Origin of the sequence: Arthrobacter sp. UYCo732 (assembly GCF_040547265.1) — a bacterium.
Lineage (GTDB): Bacteria > Actinomycetota > Actinomycetes > Actinomycetales > Micrococcaceae > Arthrobacter.
On the sequence record NZ_JBEPPJ010000003.1, the window covers coordinates 136,570 to 153,509 of the forward strand.

The 16,940-nt window shown below is 66.1% G+C and carries 12 protein-coding genes and 1 pseudogene; 8 read left to right on the forward strand and 5 right to left on the reverse strand.

Translation table 11 applies throughout. The annotated features are described in order from the left end of the window. Positions 1-50: 50 nt before the first annotated feature. Positions 51-1,289, forward strand: a complete 1,239-nt coding sequence (locus ABIB45_RS06885) for a L,D-transpeptidase (protein ID WP_354215161.1) — start codon at positions 51-53, stop codon at positions 1,287-1,289. 80 nt (positions 1,290-1,369) lie between these two features. Beyond that, positions 1,370-2,494, forward strand: a complete 1,125-nt coding sequence (locus ABIB45_RS06890; RefSeq protein ID WP_354215162.1) for a TIGR01906 family membrane protein — start codon at positions 1,370-1,372, stop codon at positions 2,492-2,494. On the opposite strand, the pseudogene ABIB45_RS06895 reads toward ABIB45_RS06890, so the two are convergent. Next, positions 2,491-2,709, reverse strand: a pseudogene (locus ABIB45_RS06895) (long-chain fatty acid--CoA ligase); the annotation flags it as partial. The gene ABIB45_RS06890 and the pseudogene ABIB45_RS06895 overlap by 4 nt on opposite strands. Before the next feature lie 186 nt (positions 2,710-2,895). Next, the gene (locus ABIB45_RS06900; protein ID WP_502909172.1) at positions 2,896-4,578 is read right to left on the reverse strand and encodes a dolichyl-phosphate-mannose--protein mannosyltransferase; all 1,683 of its coding nucleotides are present in this window, start codon (positions 4,576-4,578) and stop codon (positions 2,896-2,898) included. Between the two features lie 46 nt (positions 4,579-4,624). Between ABIB45_RS06900 and rsmI the strand changes: the two genes are divergently transcribed. Beyond that, complete coding sequence (gene rsmI / locus ABIB45_RS06905; protein ID WP_354215164.1) at positions 4,625-5,590, forward strand: 16S rRNA (cytidine(1402)-2'-O)-methyltransferase; 966 nt, start codon at positions 4,625-4,627, stop codon at positions 5,588-5,590. Positions 5,591-5,776: 186 nt separating this feature from the next. Further along, positions 5,777-7,276, forward strand: coding sequence for an NAD-dependent succinate-semialdehyde dehydrogenase (locus ABIB45_RS06910; RefSeq protein ID WP_354215165.1), 1,500 nt, complete (start codon positions 5,777-5,779; stop codon positions 7,274-7,276). A 38-nt stretch (positions 7,277-7,314) separates the two neighbouring features. Here ABIB45_RS06910 and ABIB45_RS06915 read toward each other — a convergent pair whose 3' ends face one another. Genes ABIB45_RS06915 through ABIB45_RS06925 form a run of 3 tightly spaced genes read right to left on the reverse strand, consistent with a single transcriptional unit; the run spans position 7,315 to position 12,378 of the window. Further along, positions 7,315-9,825, reverse strand: coding sequence for a transglutaminase TgpA family protein (locus tag ABIB45_RS06915; protein WP_354215166.1), 2,511 nt, complete (start codon positions 9,823-9,825; stop codon positions 7,315-7,317). Beyond that, a complete protein-coding gene (locus tag ABIB45_RS06920; protein ID WP_354215167.1) occupies positions 9,822-11,258 on the reverse strand; it encodes a DUF58 domain-containing protein in 1,437 nt (478 codons plus the stop codon). Before ABIB45_RS06920 ends, ABIB45_RS06915 begins: the two co-directional genes overlap by 4 nt. 13 nt (positions 11,259-11,271) lie before the next feature. Beyond that, positions 11,272-12,378, reverse strand: coding sequence for an AAA family ATPase (locus ABIB45_RS06925; protein ID WP_354215168.1), 1,107 nt, complete (start codon positions 12,376-12,378; stop codon positions 11,272-11,274). Positions 12,379-12,542: 164 nt separating this feature from the next. Here ABIB45_RS06925 and ABIB45_RS06930 point away from each other — a divergent pair, with 164 nt between their 5' ends. The 4 genes from ABIB45_RS06930 to ABIB45_RS06945 all read left to right on the forward strand — a co-directional run bounded on the left by ABIB45_RS06930 (position 12,543) and on the right by ABIB45_RS06945 (position 16,927). Then, complete coding sequence (locus ABIB45_RS06930; RefSeq protein WP_354215169.1) at positions 12,543-13,448, forward strand: TatD family hydrolase; 906 nt, start codon at positions 12,543-12,545, stop codon at positions 13,446-13,448. A 281-nt stretch (positions 13,449-13,729) separates the two neighbouring features. Continuing rightward, positions 13,730-14,911, forward strand: a complete 1,182-nt coding sequence (locus tag ABIB45_RS06935; RefSeq protein ID WP_354215170.1) for a resuscitation-promoting factor — start codon at positions 13,730-13,732, stop codon at positions 14,909-14,911. A 184-nt stretch (positions 14,912-15,095) separates the two neighbouring features. Further along, positions 15,096-15,968 (forward strand): 16S rRNA (adenine(1518)-N(6)/adenine(1519)-N(6))-dimethyltransferase RsmA, encoded by an 873-nt coding sequence (gene rsmA / locus ABIB45_RS06940; RefSeq protein WP_354215171.1) that lies wholly within the window; start codon positions 15,096-15,098, stop codon positions 15,966-15,968. Beyond that, on the forward strand, positions 15,965-16,927 hold the full coding sequence (locus ABIB45_RS06945; protein WP_354215172.1) for a 4-(cytidine 5'-diphospho)-2-C-methyl-D-erythritol kinase: 963 nt from the start codon (positions 15,965-15,967) through the stop codon (positions 16,925-16,927). Before rsmA ends, ABIB45_RS06945 begins: the two co-directional genes overlap by 4 nt. Positions 16,928-16,940 lie beyond the last annotated feature (13 nt).

Sequence of the window (16,940 nt, forward strand, 5' to 3'; positions counted from 1 at the left end):
GGGCGCTGACCGCGCCCGGGGTTGTTATCGTCAAGCATTAAGATCGGACTATGGAGCCTGAAGTGAAGCCACACCGGATGTCGACCACCAAGAAGATCCTCGCGGTTGCCGGCGTCTGTGTTCTTGCTGCCACCGGAGGCGTGTTCGCCGCCGTCGCGCCGGGCTTCGCGCGCGGGGCGCTTGAATCCGAAGCAGCCTCCGCGGTCCGGTCAGCGCCAGGCGTGGCTTCGCCCGTGGTGGCACCGGTCAAGGTGGACATCACGCCTGCCGGCGCCGCCAAACAGGTGAATCCGGCAACACCGGTTTCAGTCAAGGTGGGCAACGGCAGGATCGAGAGCGTCACGCTTACCAGCACCTCCGGAGAAGCGGTCAAGGGCACCTTCGCGACCGACGGCAGCGGCTGGTCTGCCACGGCCCCGCTGAAGTTCAACACTGAATACAGCTACACGTATGTGGTCGCTGACGGGGCCGGACGCGAAACCACAGCCACGCAGTCGTTCAACACCGTGCCCAGCACCCACGAGGCCGACGCCGCGATCTACCCCCTTGACGGCATGAAGGTGGGCGTAGGCCAGCCCCTGCAGGTCGTCTTCAGCGAGCCGGTAGTCAACCGGGATGCTGTGGAGAAGGCCATCAAGATCACCTCCAGTGCGGGCCAGGCCGGAGCCTTCCATTGGTTCAGCGACACCATGGTCCGCTACCGCCCCGAAGCCTTCTGGGCCGCCAACTCCACCGTCACCATGGACATGCAGCTCTTCGGGGTTGACCTGGGCAACGGCCAGATCGCCAACTTCAACAAGAAGGCGAACATCCATTTCGGGGACAAGAAGGTGGCCATCGCCGACGCCGCCGCCCACACGTTCACCCTCAGCGTCAATGACCAGGTAGTAAAAACCCTCCCGGTCAGCATGGGGGACAAACGCTTCCCGTCAGCCCGGGGCTATGCCGTGCTGATGGAAAAGAACCGCCGTGACCACTTCCGGGCCGCCAGCATCGGACTCAAGCCCGGTGACCCGGCCTACTACGGCGAAGTGGATGTGGAATACGCCATCCGCCTGACACTCAGCGGGGCGTATATCCACCAGGCACTGGAATCCGCCTACCCGTTCATTGGGAACACCAACGTCTCCCACGGGTGCATTGGCTTCGCTCCCGACGGTGCAGCCTGGGTTTTTGACAACATGACCACCGGCGACGTTGTGCAGATCATCAACACCGAGGGCGACCACGCCGCAGTGGACGACGGCTACGGGGACTGGAACATCCCTTGGGCCGGCTATGACAACTAGGCCGGTAGGCTCAAGACCAGACACACAGCGCTGCCGGGACCATAGCCGGCAGTGCGGACCCCAACGGAAGTGACGCTGCTGTGAACGACAATTCCCCGACCCCTGCCAAACGCACGGAGCCGCAGCCGGATCCGGTCCTTGATACTTCGTCGGACTCGGATGAGCCCGCATTTGCCTGGATGACGGGACAACCCGAAAGCCGAGCGGACCGCAGAGCGGCGGAGGCCGCCGTCGAACCTTCCGTGGTGGCGCCCGCGGCCGCCGACACTTCTGCCGCCCAGCGCTCCGCAGAACCTTCCACTGTCCAGCACCCGGGAACCCAGCGCATCGCCGTAGGGTCTCCCGCAGCAGCCACTGCGGAGGAACCGCCCCTCACCGGCGCGGCCCGCCACCAGGCCGGTCCGTTCAATGAATCCCTGCCCACGTCCGCTCTTCAGATCCGCCCGCCGGAGGAGGAAGTGGAGCGCCGAAATGCGGAGCGCGAAAGCGCGGCCAACGCCAAACCGGTGGCCCCGCGCATCTGGCAAGTCCTGCTTGCCCTTTTTTACCCCGTGATCCTGCTGGTACTCGCAGTCCGGGCGGTCACCAGCCCGCTGTTTCTCTGGGTCGAATACAACAGGCCAGGTTTTCCCGGCGACGGATACGGCTTCAGCACTGACGACAGGATGACGTACGGCTCCTACACCGTTGATTACCTCAGCAACTGGGCTGGACCCCGGTACCTCGGTGACCTGGTCAACCGCAGCGGCGGCACCCTGTTCAAGGACGGCGAAGTCAGCCACATGGCGGACGTGAAACTGGTTATTCTGTCGGCCTTTGGCGCGGGGGCGCTCTTGATCGTGCTCAGCATCGTGGCCATCGCCTACCTGCGCCGTAAAAGCACTGGGGGAGTGCGCCGGGGCCTGTTCGCGGGATCGATCGTTTCGCTCGCCATCATCGTGGGCCTCGCGGTACTGGCTGTGCTGGGCTGGCAACAGTTCTTCGCCGAGTTCCACCGGCTCTTCTTCGCCAGCGGTTCTTGGACTTTTGCCCTCGAAGACACCTTGATCCGCCTGTTCCCTGGCCAGTTCTGGATTGATGCCGGCATCGTGATCGCCGGATTGGTACTGCTGGCCGCACTGGTGACTCTGATCCTCACCTGGCCCACCCGCCGCCGTCGCGGCCTCGGACAGGATGAGCAGGACGCCGCTGCGGTTCCGGCCTAACTGCCGTAAAGCCTGGTGATCTCCCCTTCAAAACCACGGACGACGGCGGCCCTCTTGAGTTTGAGGGAGGGCGTCAGGTGACCGGATTCTTCCGTGAGTGGGGCCGCCAGGACAGTGAAGCTCCGGGCGGCTTCAGCCTTGGAAACCAGCGTATTGGCCTGGTCCACAGCCGTCTGTACGGCTGCGGTCCTCGGCGAACACGTGGCGGGCACCAGCGTCCATTCGTAGCGGGTTGCGGACATCACCGGCACGCTGTCTCCCGGCCCGAGGCCGCCGGCAATCAGCCCTTTGGCCAGCGCATAGCTCTACCAGGAGTTCAGTGCTTGCTTCCCGCACGGGGCGTCTCCGTTCCGCCGCCTTACCGCGGCGCGCGGCTCTCAAAGGTCTAATGCCATCCTGCCTTAGATCCAGGACGGCATCCACATTCTGTAGTGCCATTCCTCGTACGGAACGGTCTCCGCAGTCCACACCGGGTAGAAAAAGGCGGACAGCAGGACTGCCGCTGCGATGAAGAGCACAACCAGGTAAAGGCCCGAGCGCCGGCGCCAGAGGGGGTCGGTTTCCCGGCCCAGGACCAGGCCCAGGCAGTACACCAGAGCGAGTATCAGGAACGGCTCAAAAGAGACAGCATAAAAAAAGAACATGGTCCGTTCGGGGTACAGGAACCAGGGCAGATATCCCGCACCCATACCGGCCAGGATCGCCCCCGCGCGCCAGTCCCGGCGTCCGGCCCACCAGAAGAGCAGGACCACCAGCGAGATGGCTGCGCTCCACCAGATGATCGGGTTTCCTACGGAGAGGATGGCCGAGGCGCAGCGGGCGGCATCGCACCCAAGCGTTTCCGGGCCAGGCTGCTGGTAGTAGAACGAGGTGGGCCGCCCCATCACAAGCCAGCTCCACGGGCTTGCCTCGTAGGGGTGTTCCGACCCCAGACCCTGATGGAACTTATAGGCCTCCAGATGGTAGTGCGCCAGCGAACGGATCGAGTCCGGCAGCCAGCCCCAGGCATCGGGGGGGTTGTCCTGGGCCCAACGGCGGAAGTAGGCGTCCCCGGAGCGGAACCAGCCGGTCCAAGTTGCGGTGTAAACGAGGAGGGCCACGGGCACCATGCTGGCAAAGGCCGGCAGGCCGTCCTTGATGATTCCGCCGCTGATCCAGCCACGGATGCCTGCCACCCGGCGTGCATTAAGGTCCCACAGCACCGTCAGGACACCGAAGCCGGCAAGGAAAAACAGGCCTGACCATTTGGTGCCGACGGCGAGGCCCATGCACACGCCGGCGGCGAGCCGCCACCAGCGGATACCCAGCCACGGACCCGCCAGGAGCTGGCGGGCGGACGGACGGCCCGCCGTTGACGCCGCTGCCAGCAGCGCGAGCCTGGCGGCGAGGCGGCGGCGCCCGTCGTCGCGGTCCAGCAGCAAGGCGCCAAAGGCGGCCAGCAGCCAGAACATCAGGAAGATGTCCAGCAGCGAGGTCCGCGACATCACGAGGTGATGGCCGTCGACGGCCATCAGGAGGCCGGCCGCGGCGGCCAGGGGCAGGGAACGAAAGAGTTTCAGAGCGATCAGCGTCAGCAGCAGAATGGACAACGTGCCCGCCAGCGCAGCGCCGAACCGCCAGCCAAACGGATTATCCGAGCCGAACAGCCACATGCCGCCCGCGATCATCCACTTGCCCACAGGGGGATGGACCACGTACTCGGGACTGTCCAGGAGGATGGCCGGGTTGCCGGCGTTGAAGGAGTCGTTGGCCTTGTCCGGCCACCTGCGTTCGTAGCCGCTGATCAGATAGGAGTAGGCGTCCTTGACGTAGTACGTTTCGTCGAAGACGAGGCTGTGGGGGTTGTCGAGCCGCACAAATCGGAGGAGGCCGCCGATCAGGGTCGTGAGGGCAGGGACCAGCCAGAACCAGAGGCGCAACGACGGCGGGTAATCGCGCCAGCTGCGGACGTTGCCGATCAGGCGCCCGCGGAGGGCTGCCCCAGTGAATGCCTCGGCCGGGCTGGTGATCCAGGGGCGGCCGGTCAAGGGGGTGCGTTTTCTGGCCTCGGCAGGCCGCATCAAGGTCTGCGTCACGTGCCCCATGCTACCTTTTGCCGCTTGCGCTCCCTGCCAGCAGTAGGCTGGTGGAGTGGACCCTAACCCCAGCACCTTCGCCGATTCCAGCCCTGCCGACCCATCGCCTGAAGCTGAAGCTGAAGCGGGGCCGGCCACCGCCGGGTCGGTCTCCGCCGATCCAGTCTCCGTTGGTCCGGTCACCGCAGGGCCAGGCCGGATCGTCCTGGCGGCAACACCCATTGGCAATACCGGCGACGCTTCGGCCCGGCTGATCGAACTGCTGGGCAGCGCAGACATCGTGGCGGCCGAGGACACCAGGCGGCTGCACCGCCTGGTCCAGAGCCTAGGGGTTACGGTCGCCGGGCGGGTCATCAGTTACCACGAGCACAACGAGGCCACCAAGACCGCAGAGTTGCTGACTCAGGTGCAGGCCGGTAAAACCCTGGTCATGGTCACTGACGCCGGCATGCCGTCCGTTTCGGACCCAGGCTTCAGGCTGGTGGAAGGCGCTGTGGCGGCGGGCCTTACCGTGACCGCCGTGCCGGGGCCCTCAGCCGTGCTGACAGCATTGGCCCTGTCCGGCCTCCCTACTGACCGCTTCTGTTTTGAAGGTTTCCTTCCTCGAAAGGCGGGCGAACGCGCGTCGCGGCTCGCGGACCTTGCCGCCGAGCGCCGGACCATGGTGTTTTTCGAGGCCCCCCACCGGCTGGAATCGATGCTGCGCGCGCTCCGGGAACGCTTCGGAGCGGAGCGGCGGGTCGCTATCTGCCGCGAACTGACCAAGACCTATGAAGAAGTCATCCGCGGGACAGTGGGGGAGCTGCTGCTTTGGTCGGAAAACAGCGAGGTCCGCGGCGAGATTGCGGTGGTACTGGGCGGCGCTCCCGAACAGGCCCCGGGCACCCCCGAAGACCACGTGGCCGCCGTCAACGAACTGATCGCCCAGGGCATCCGGCTTAAGGAGGCGGTAGCCGCCGTTGCCGAAGACGTACGCGTGAGCAAGCGTGAGCTCTACTCGGCGGTACTCGCAGCGCGGTGAAAGGCGGCCTGACTTATTGGCGTGCGCCAGGTTGTGCAGCTGCACAGCCTGGCGCAAAGTCAGTGGTGCATCCACTCCTAGACCCCCAGTCCTGGACGGCAGTACTGTAAAGGGGAATCAGCCAGAACACGTGCCGCAACGGCACCGGTGGAGGCTGGAAACGTACTTACAGACGAGGGAGTCACCGTGACCGTCACTGCACAGACCGCCGTTACCGCGGAACGCGAGAGCGAGCTGCTGGCTTCTGTTCCCACCGGCCTGCTGATCAACGGCGAATGGCGGTCCGCCGCTTCGGGAAAAACCTTCGACGTCGAGGATCCCGCCACCGGGAAGGTACTGGTGAGCATCGCCGACGCCGGTTCGGAGGATGGCATGGCGGCTTTGGATTCCGCCGCCGCGGCCCAGGAATCGTGGGCGAAGGTGCCGGCCCGGGAACGCGGCGAAATTCTGCGCCGGGCCTTCGAACTGGTGACCGGGCGGGCCGAGGACTTCGCCCTGTTGATGACTCTGGAGATGGGCAAGCCGCTGGCGGAGGCCCGGGGCGAAGTTACGTATGGGGCGGAGTTCCTGCGCTGGTTCTCCGAGGAGGCTGTGCGTGCCTTCGGGCGGTATGCGGTATCGCCTGACGGAAAGTCCCGGCTGCTGGTGACCAAGAAACCGGTGGGGCCGTGCCTGCTGATCACACCCTGGAACTTCCCCCTGGCCATGGCTACCCGCAAGATCGCTCCCGCCGTGGCAGCGGGCTGTACCATGGTGTTGAAATCTGCCAACCTGACGCCGCTGACCTCGCAGCTGTTCGCTGCCGTTATGCAGGAAGCGGGTCTGCCCCCCGGTGTCCTGAACGTCATTCCCACGTCCACGGCAGGTGCCACCACGGGACCCCTGATCAAGGACCAGCGCCTGCGTAAACTGTCCTTCACCGGTTCCACCGAGGTGGGCCGCCGCCTCCTAGCCGATGCGTCCGGGACGGTTCTGCGGACCTCGATGGAGCTCGGCGGGAACGCCCCGTTTGTGGTGTTCGAGGACGCGGACCTGGACGCCGCCGTCGCCGGGGCCATGCTGGCCAAGCTGCGGAACATGGGCGAAGCCTGTACCGCGGCCAACCGCTTTATCGTGCACGAATCGGTTGCGGACGAATTCGCACAGAAGTTCGCCGCGAAAATGCGCGACATGACCACGGCCAGGGGTACCGAGCCCGAATCCAAGGTGGGTCCGCTGATCGACGCCAAGAGCAGGGACAAGGTCCACGAACTCGTCACCGACGCCTTAGCAGCCGGTGCGACGGCGGTCCTCGGCGGTGCCGCGGGCGACGGCCCGGGCTACTTCTACCAGCCCACCATCCTCACCGGCGTCGTCGAAGGCACCCGGATCCTGTCTGAGGAAATCTTCGGCCCCGTGGCCCCGATCATCACGTTCGGCACCGAAGAAGAGGCCATCCGGCTCGCCAACAACACCGAGTACGGGCTTGTGGCCTACGTCTTCACCAGGGACCTGAACCGCGGCATCCGCATGGGCGAACGCCTCGAGACCGGGATGCTGGGCCTGAACGCCGGCGTCATCTCCAACGCCGCAGCACCCTTCGGTGGCGTCAAGCAGTCCGGCCTGGGCCGCGAAGGTGGGCTGGAGGGCATCGAGGAATACCTCTACACCCAGTACATCGGCATCGGCGACCCCTACGCCGGCTGACTTGCTGGCTGACGGGCTTGTGGTGCGGTGGCCACCGGTTACCGGCTTCCCCCCGGACGGAACAAGCCGTCGCGCGCTCTCGACCAGGAGCGAGCGGCGGCCTTTGCCGTGCGGAGCGCCAGCCTGCTGACCCCGTGGAAGGGCGCTGCCAGGAACCGGGCGAACCGGCCCAGTACCGACGCCGGTAGCCACGCTGCGCGCCACCGGCGGGGGAGCGTGGCGTTGTCCCGCAGCGACTGCTGCAGCGTCGCGATGCGCGGCGCGATTCGCTCGAACTTCAGGTCTCTGCCGGCGGTGTCGTTGCCCGGCCGGCCGTAGTGCCTTCGTTCGAAGTCGGAGGTCAGCGTGCGGACGGCCTGGTGCGCGGCATCGTCCATACCGCCGGTCCCACCGAGCAGCGACGAACTCCGCAGCCGTGCGGAATACGCCCGGGGCGTCTCGCTGGAGTCCGGTGGCAGGCCGTAGTCGGTTCCAAGGTCGCGGAGTTCAGCCCAGCCCAGGGGTACCGCGTCGTCCGTGTCCGGAGCCGGGCTTTGGAGCCGTCTGGTGCGGAGCCCTGTCCGGACCAGCCGCGGCAGCGCCAGCAGGAGCAGCAGCCCAAAAACCCCCGCTGCCCCAGTGAGCCACGGCAGAAGTAGTTGCCCGATGTCGTTGCCGCCGCCGGCGCCTGGGAGGGGCACCGCCGTCGCGCTTGGCGTCGGGACCGGGGATTTTGCGTCCGGTACCAGGTCCTTGGTGTTTTCAATGAGGTCAGGAGAGCCGGGACTGACCGTCTCGGTGGCGTAATCGGGGACGACGCCGCGTGATGGGGTGGGCTCGAACGGCACCCACCCCAATCCTTGGAAGTAGAGCTCGGGCCAGGCGTGGGCATCGCGGGCGTCCACCTCGTATTCCGGGAGGGCTCCGAGCCCGGCGACCGAGACGGTGCTGCCGGTGGCCCGGCCGGGCGCGTAGCCAACAGCGATCCGGCTCGGAATTCCTTCCAGCCGGGCCATCACTGCCATGGCGGACGAGTAGTGGATACAGTAGCCACTCTTCTGGGTGAGGAAGTCCGCCAGCACCGAGAGCCCGTTTCCGTCGTAGCCGCCCTGAAGTGGGGACTGCAGGGAGTAGGTGAACTCTCCGGAACGCAGGTACTTCTGAATGGCCATTGCCTTGGCGTAGGCGTTATCGCTGGAGCCGGTCACCGCATCAGCAGTGGTGCGGACAATATCCGGAACGCCGCCGGGAATCCTGGTGAATTCTTCCGGAATTCCGCGGGCGCCCCGGGATGACTGCCGGAGCATGGTGGCCGTTAGCCTCGGCACTGAGGACGACACAATGTACTGCTGGGCGCGCGAAGTGGTGTTGGCCGCCTTAACGGCGAGCGTGGCGGGGTCCCACGTCCAGGATCCGTGGAGTCCACGAATCGATTCCGGCGCGTAAGGCAGGGGCAGATACGGGCTGGTGAATGTCCCGGTGTCTACCGCCGTGACCTGGCGGAGCTGTTCGTCCGCGGTGATCTCGTAGCCGGTTTGGATGGGCCCTGCGACGGGCTGGCGGTCTGCGTCCCGGTCATCGGGTCCCCAGGTTTCGCCATCGAAGTTGTCCACCGTCACGGACCGCAGATACAGCGGCGCAGACGCGTTGGTGGCATAAGTGAGCCGCCCCGTCCCGGCAGGGGCCCGAAGGTTGTTTCCCAAAGTGATCATGGGATTCAGACCCGTGCCGTTGCCCCAGGGGTTCAGCCGGGAGCCTTGGGGAAATGTTCCGTGGTCAAAACCCGGAATGGCCAGCGGCACGGCCAGGGTGGCCACCAAAGCCACGGTTCCCGTCAACACGGCCCGCCGGATATTGCCGGGAGTCCGGCCGCTGTCAGCCGAAGTGCGGGAATCAGGGGCAAACCACTGGCTGAAAGCAAGGACCAGCAGGTAGCCGGCCACGGCGGCGGTGAAGCCCCACACCCCTACACTCTGCGGCTTTACCGTTGCGGGAACCACCAGGATGGCCAGCAGGCCAAGCCCGGTTGTGGCCGGCATGCCCAAGGGCACAGCCAGAGCATCAATGAGTATGACGGCCAGGCCCAGGACAGCACAGGTGACCATCACGATGCCTGCGTTCGGCGCAACCGGGGCGCTCTCGGCGAGTACGGTCTCGCTGGCCCGGCGGATGAACCTGTCCACCTCAGCCATGGTTGTTCCGGAGGGAATGAACCCGGCAATGGCCGTGCCGCGGAAGAACGTCAGGGTGAGAATGGCGATCAGTGACGCGAAGCCGCCGGCTGCCACCAGGAGGGGCTGGGCCCGCAGGGCACGAAGCGCTGCCAGGGTAAGGCAGAGCACCGCTACCGTGGTCAGGACCGGAAGGTACCAGGCCCAACCCCGCAGGACACCGTTGAGGGACAATGCAGCTCCGGCCACCGACAGGGCGACAGCACCGGCCATGGCCCACGGGTATGCCCCTACAGGGGAACGGGCCGGAGCCGGTCCCGCGGTCCCCGTGGAAGTGCCCGTTCCTCCGCCTGTGGGCCGCGGTTCGCGCGGGGCGCTGCGTTCCGGTGCCAGCGTCACCGACCCACCCCCGCTCCACGACGAACATCGGCTGCAGCCGTGGCCGTGGCAGCTCCGCCTTCGTCAAAGCAGCTCCAGGCCACCGGGACGGGAACTGAGGACTGCACCGCAACGGCGCGCCAGCCACCCCGGCGCAGGGCCTCCAAGGCTTCTTCGGACTCCGCCGGCCGGTCTGAAACGATCATGGCGAAAGCGTTGGCGCCGTATCCGGCACCGGGCGCCAGTGCCTTGGCTTCGGCCAGTGAGATTCTGCCGAGCACCGCGATAACGGGCCCGCGCATGCGGTGGGCTGACAGCTTGTCCATCAGTTGGTCGTCGAAAACGGCCGGGCCGGAGTCATGGCCACCGCGGTCCCGCGGGTGTCCTTCCTTCCCGGTGTGCCTATCCCTTGGGCCGTGGTGCGGTCCGGACAGCTGGATAGCCGCCAGGCTCTCGGCGATGGACTGGAGGCCGGCCGCCCCCGTGAACTCCTCCGCCTCCGGTTCGGGCGCGGACGGGGAACGGAGGAAAGCAGGTTCGCCACGGGGGTCCAGGAGGCGCAGGGCATAATTCCGCTCCGCCAGGTGAGTGCAGATGGACATCGCGGCCACCACTGCCCACTCAAAGGTGCCGCTGCTGGCCATGTCACGGGCCTCCACGGCCTGAGTTCCTCCGAAACCGGAGGCGGTGCCCCCGGAAAACGCCGCTAACCGCTGGTCCAGGATCACAGTGGCCTCCGGCGTCGTCACGGATTCCTCCTGCCGCACCATCAGGGCTCCGTGACGGGCGGTGGCCGCCCAGTGGACCCGCCGCATGGGATCGCCGGCGCGGTATTCGCGGGTCATGACGTCGTCGTCGCTGGGGTTGGCGCGGGTGCGCGTGGCGGTGATGCCGTCGTTCCCGCGGGCACCGGCGAGCCCCGTTACGGGAAGCTCGACGGCGGCCGGCGTGACGGTGAGGACGTCGCCGTCGTCGATGGCCTGGCGGCGTAGGGACAGTCCGAACGGATCAGTGAACTCGGCCGTCACCGGGCCGATCGGGTACTGCCCCCGTTTGGTGGAATTCAGGTGGTATTCATACCTGCTGGCGCCGCCGGTCGCGGACCGTGCCGGAAAGCGGAAAGCGGGGGACTCGCCGAACCTTGCGGGCAGTTTCTCCTCCATGATCGCCCGTCCGCCGCCCGCACCGCTCCGGGTGACGGCAAGCCGCACGGTGGTGGGGGCGGAGGTCTCCACGGGCGAGGGATTGAATTCGCGGTACACCTGGAAGCGGGGCTTGACGAGCCTGATCCCGGCAAGGGCAATCAAGGGCAGGACTATCAGCAGCACACTGAGGCTCAGGAGGTCCCGCCGTCCCATGATTTGCGCTGCCACCAGGGAAACCGCACCGGCAGCCAGTAGTCCCCAGCCGCGCGGGCTGAAGAGCTGCCGGGGAAACCTGTCGAGCAGCGCCATGGGCCGGCCCTGCCTAGCGGTTCCGCCGCAACCCGGCCGGCTGGGTTGTTGACCGGGCCGGACTGTTCGCCGGATCCTGGCCTACGGGCAGCCGGGACAGGATTCCCCGGATGACGCTTTGCGGAGTCTCACCGGCTCCGGCGGCCTTGCGGTCCAGGATTATCCGGTGGGCCAGCACTGATTCCGCCACACCCACCACGTCGTCGGGCAGGACGAAGTCACGGCCGTCCAGGGCCGCCGTGGCTTTGGCGGCCCGGAGTAACTGGAGCATGGAGCGTGGGCTGGCGCCCAGCCGGAGCAGGCGGCTTTCGCGCGTGGCCCGGCCCACGGAGACCGTATATTCCTTGACCGCCTGGGACACGTAGACCTGCTGGACTGTGGCGATCATGGCCGCGACGTCCGCTGCGGTGACCACTGCGGACACCTTGGCCAGCGGCGAGGTTGCCTGGTGGGTCTCCAGCATTTCGATCTCGGCTTCCTTGTCCGGGTAGCCCATGGAGATCCGCGTCATGAACCGGTCGCGCTGGGCCTCGGGCAGGGGGTAGGTGCCTTCCATTTCGATGGGGTTCTGGGTGGCCACCACCATAAACGGCTCATCGAGCTTGTACGAATCTCCATCCACGGTGACCTGGTGTTCCTCCATGCACTCCAGCAGCGCCGACTGGGTCTTGGCGGAAGCACGGTTGATTTCATCACCGATGACGATGTTTGCGAACACGGCCCCCGGGCGGAATTCGAAGAGGCGCGATGCCTGGTTGTAGATGGACACGCCCGTTACGTCCGAGGGCAGAAGGTCGGGCGTGAACTGGATTCGGCTGACCGTGCAGTCAATGGTCCGGGCGAGGCTTTTTGCCAGCAGCGTCTTACCCACCCCCGGCACGTCCTCAAGCAGGAGGTGGCCTTGGGCAAGCAGCACCGTCAGGGCCAGCCTGGCGGCATCGGACTTGCCATCAATGACGGTGTTAATCGAGTCCAGGATCCTCTGGCTGGCGGCGTGGAACGACCCCGCGTCCATTGCCCCTGCCCGGTGCCCGTTGCGGCTCCCCTGCTCCGAGACGGCGGTGAAGTTCCGGCCGGCGGGGATTACCTCGTTGACGGCGGTGCGGCGGTGGGGTTCCATCTGCAACCTTTCAGCCCGGGGATCACCTGGGACGGGAAGCCGGCCTGCCTTCGCCCGGCGGTGGGGCGCTCGCATCTGTTCCTACCAGACTACTAAGAGAACTGCCGGCGCTGACAGAGAGTTCCTGGAATTCTGCGGGCATCCGCGGACGCTAGGCTTGAAGGATGTGCAATTCGCTGATTCCCGCTGCTTACCGCGCTTCCGGGGCCGAGGTTCCGGCAGGTTCCGGCCAGCAGAAGCGGATGCATTTTCCGCCGGCGCCGGAACCCTTGCCGGTCCCCGTGATGGACAACCACACACACTTTGATTTCCCCAACGGGGACAGTCCCGTGGCTGTCGCGGCAGCGTTGGACGCCGCCCAGGCGGTGGGTGTTCAGGGTGCCGTGCAGGTGGGCACCGACCTTGAGTCCTCCCGGTTCACTGTCCAGTCCGTTGACTTGGACCGCAGGCTGCTGGGGGCTGTGGCACTGCACCCCAACGATGCCCCGGAGTACGCGGAGCGCGGCGAGCTGGAAGAGGCGCTGGCGGAAATTGAGCGGCTCGCCGCCCACCCCCGCATCCGGGCCATCGGAGAGACAGGTCTTGATTTCTTCCGCACCGAGGGGGAGGGCCTGGCCCACCAGCGCTATTCATTCCGGCGGCACATCGACATTGCCAAGCGGCTGGACCTTACCCTGCAGATCCACGACCGGGACGCGCACGACGACGTGGTGCAGGTTCTGCGCGAGGAGGGGGCGCCGGAGCGGGTGGTGTTCCATTGCTTCTCCGGCGATGAGGAGCTCGCCAGGATCTGCAACGCGGCCGGTTGGAACATGTCCTTTGCCGGAACGCTGACCTTCAAAAATGCGGCCAACCTCAGGGCTGCGCTCGCAATCGCGGAGCCGGAATTGGTGCTGGTGGAAACCGACGCCCCGTTCCTGACCCCGCACCCCCACCGAGGCCGTCCGAACGCCAGTTACATGGTGCCTTACACGGTCCGTGCCATGGCCGAATTGACAGGAGCGGACCTCGCGGAACTTTGCACCAGGATCAGCGAGAATACCGTTCGGGCGTACGGATCCTGGGACTGAAGAAGACCGCCAGCGAGACCCTCGGCAACATACTTCGTATGCATATTTCTTGTTTGCTTTATAACGCTACGGTTACAGTGGAGAATTATTAGCCGGGGTCGGGGAAGGCCTTCGGATAATTTCACTTCACGCGCAGCAGGACTTGGCAGGCTTAGACGCCGTCCGCCTGCGGAGCGGAGTGTGGCGGCGCAACGGTGCCCGGAGCTGTCCCCAGGGTCATGCGCCGGCTATTTCACTGCGTTTTTCCCCGTGCCCGGATGGACCTAAAGTTACGGGCAATCGTGGTCAAGTTCTTCACAACGGACGGTAAGTTCAGTTTTATCAAGATCGGCACCCAGCTTGTGGTGCTCTGCGCACTGGTGGTGGGCCTCGTCGCCTTCGTCGGAAATAACAAAACCGTTACCCTCAATGTCGACGGGAAAGTGACTTCGGTCCAGTCCTTCGGCGGCACTGTTGGCCAGGTCGTCAAGGGCGCAAACGTTGAACTGAAACCAGCCGACCGCGTCTCGCCTGCGTCGGACGCCAAAGTGGAGAACGGCACAGTCATCAACGTCAACAAGGCCAAGGCCGTAAAGGTCAGCCTGGACGGTGCGGAGAAGACCGTCAGCACCACAGCCCCAGACGTTGCCGGCCTCGTCACCGAGCTCGGGGTGGCCAGCGCTTCCTCGGTCTCCGTCCCCAAGGAGGCCCAGCTTGCGGTGGCAGGCTCCTTTGTCTCCATCTCCACCCCTAAGAGCATCAGCATTGTTGCCGACGGCAAGGTTTCTACGGCCACCACGACGGCGGGAACGGTCACCCAGGTGCTCGAAGACGCCGGCATCACCCTGGGCGTCGACGACCGGACGTCGCAGCCCGGCAACGCGCACGTGGTGAACAACATGGTGGTCAAGGTCTCGCGTGTGGATACCAGGCAGACCGCCGCTTCGACTGAAAACGTTGCCTTCGACAGCGTGACCACGGAGAGCGCTGAGCTGTTCAAGGGTGAGAAGGAAGTCACCCAGGCCGGCGTCGCAGGAAAGGTCGACAGGACGTTCAAGCTTGTGCTCGTGGACGGCCGTGAAGCTTCCCGGACGCTGGTCTCTGAGGCGGTATCGGTCCAGCCCGTGACGGAGAAGGTCACCGTGGGCAGCAAGGCAAAGCCAGCGGCGGCTGCCCCCCCCGCAGCGGGTGCCCCCCCCGCAGCGGGTACCAACACCGGCGCCGCGGCCCCGGCCATGATGAACGAAGCCATGTGGGACAAGATCGCCCAGTGCGAGGCCGGCGGAAACTGGTCCATCAACACGGGCAATGGCTACTACGGCGGTTTGCAGTTCGACATCCGGACCTGGATCGGGTCCGGTGGCGGCGCGTACGCCCCCAACGCCAGCCTTGCCACCAAGGCCCAGCAGATCGACGTCGCCAACCGTGTGTATGCACAGCGTGGCCTGCAGCCGTGGGGCTGTGGCTGGGCCGCTACGAGCTAAGCACCCGCCAAGCACTTGTACAGGCGGCAGCTGACCACAGCCGCCAGGCACACCGCATCAGTGGCCGGCCCCGGAAATCCGGAGCCGGCCACGGCCCTTAACCCGGAACGGTCAATGGCCGGGACGTCGCAGTACCTGTCACAAAAGGACCGGTCCGTCAATGCCGCCGGGATAGGATACCTAAGTGACTGAACCGATTGCCGCCAGGCCCGCACCCCTCTTTGGAGCCTCCGACATACGCCGGCTGGCAGAAGAAATAGGCATCCGGCCCACCAAGACACTTGGCCAGAACTTCGTCATTGACGGCAACACCATCCGCCGGATTGTGTCGGTCGCCGCCATCGGGCCGGAAGAAACGGTTCTGGAAGTCGGGCCCGGCCTCGGCTCTCTCACACTGGGCCTGCTGGACGCCGCGAAGACGGTGGTCGCCGTCGAAATTGATCCGGTCCTGGCGACGAAGCTGCCCGAAACCGTGCAGGCATGGCGGCCGGAAGCGGCGGACTCTTTCCACCTCGTCCAAGCCGACGCCATGAAGGTGACGTCCCTCCCGGTGGAGCCCACCGCCCTGGTGGCAAACCTCCCGTACAACGTGGCCGTTCCGGTGGTCCTGCACCTGCTCCAGCATTTCCCGAGCCTGCGGCATGGTCTGGTGATGGTCCAGGACGAAGTGGCGGACAGGCTCGCTGCCGGTCCCGGGTCAAAGACCTACGGGGTGCCGTCCGTAAAGGCCGCCTGGTACAGCAGCATGCGCAAGGCCGGAGTCATCGGCATGAACGTCTTCTGGCCAGCGCCGAAAATCCACTCCGGCCTCGTGGCCTTCACGCGGCGGGAACCGCCCGTCACAACGGCCACCCGCGAGCAGGTGTTCGCCGTAATTGACGCCGCTTTCGCCCAGCGCCGCAAGACGCTGCGGGCTGCCCTGGCAGGTTGGGCCGGGGGAGCGGCCGAGGCCGAACGCTGCCTGGTTGCCGCAGGCGTTGACCCAACAGCCCGGGGCGAAGTGATTGATATTCATGCCTTTTCCCGGATCGCCGAAGCCCGCGGGGCTACCGCATGAAGGGGCCTGCCGGGCGGTTTCCCGCCCGGACGGTCAGGGTGAAGGCACCTGGAAAAGTCAACGTTTCCCTCGACGTGGGACCGCTGCGGGCCGATGGCTACCATTCTGTGGCCAGCGTTTACCTCGCGGTTTCCCTCTACGAGGAGGTTGCGGCTACCAGCACACAGACGCCCGGGATCACGGTCAGCATCAGCCCGGCCAGCACCTTGGACCTCGATGGCGTGGACATCCCGCTGGATGAAAACAACCTGGCTTATAAAGCCGCGGCCATGATGGCAGACATCTCGGAGCGCTCCACCGGGGTGCACCTGGAGGTCACCAAACGCGTCCCCGTGGCTGGCGGCATGGGTGGCGGCTCGGCGGATGCCGCAGCCACCCTTTTGGCCTGCGACGCCCTCTGGAACAGCGGGCTGTCCCGGGATGAACTGGCACACCTGGCCGCTGAACTGGGCGCCGACGTCCCGTTTTCGCTCCTCGGCGGAACCGCCGTCGGGCTCGGTGTAGGCGATGAACTCTCACCGGCGCTGGTCAAAGCCCAGACGGACTGGGTCCTGGTGGCCGCAGACTACGGGCTGCCCACCCCGGAAGTTTTCCGCACCCTGGACCGGCTCCGGGAAGCTGAAGGCCTCGATGCGGCCGAGCCAACTGCCGTGGACGCCAAGATCCTGCAGGCCCTGCGCAACGGGGACGCCGACGCCCTGAGCCGGGTCCTGGTCAACGATCTTCAGCGGGCCTCCATTGAACTGGCCCCAGGGCTCCGCGCTACGCTGGGACGGGGCGAAGCCCTCGGCGCCCTTGCCGGGATTGTCTCCGGTTCCGGACCCACGGTGGCGCTGTTGACCCACAACCCCGCCGCCGCCGAAAGCCTGGCCGAGGACCTTCGGCATTACGGGCTGACGGCATTCCCTGTCCACGGGCCCGTGCATGGCGCCCGCATCATCTCCGATACCCTCCTGTAGAACACCACTACCT

Coding starts and splice junctions, on each gene's coding strand:
- ABIB45_RS06885 (WP_354215161.1), top strand. CDS start 51: ATGGAGCCTGAAGTGAAGCCACACCGGATGTCGACCACCAAGAAGATC.
- ABIB45_RS06900 (WP_502909172.1), bottom strand. CDS start 4,578: ATGGGGCACGTGACGCAGACCTTGATGCGGCCTGCCGAGGCCAGAAAA.
- ABIB45_RS06920 (WP_354215167.1), bottom strand. CDS start 11,258: ATGGCGCTGCTCGACAGGTTTCCCCGGCAGCTCTTCAGCCCGCGCGGC.
- ABIB45_RS06925 (WP_354215168.1), bottom strand. CDS start 12,378: ATGGAACCCCACCGCCGCACCGCCGTCAACGAGGTAATCCCCGCCGGC.
- ABIB45_RS06930 (WP_354215169.1), top strand. CDS start 12,543: ATGTGCAATTCGCTGATTCCCGCTGCTTACCGCGCTTCCGGGGCCGAG.
- ABIB45_RS06945 (WP_354215172.1), top strand. CDS start 15,965: ATGAAGGGGCCTGCCGGGCGGTTTCCCGCCCGGACGGTCAGGGTGAAG.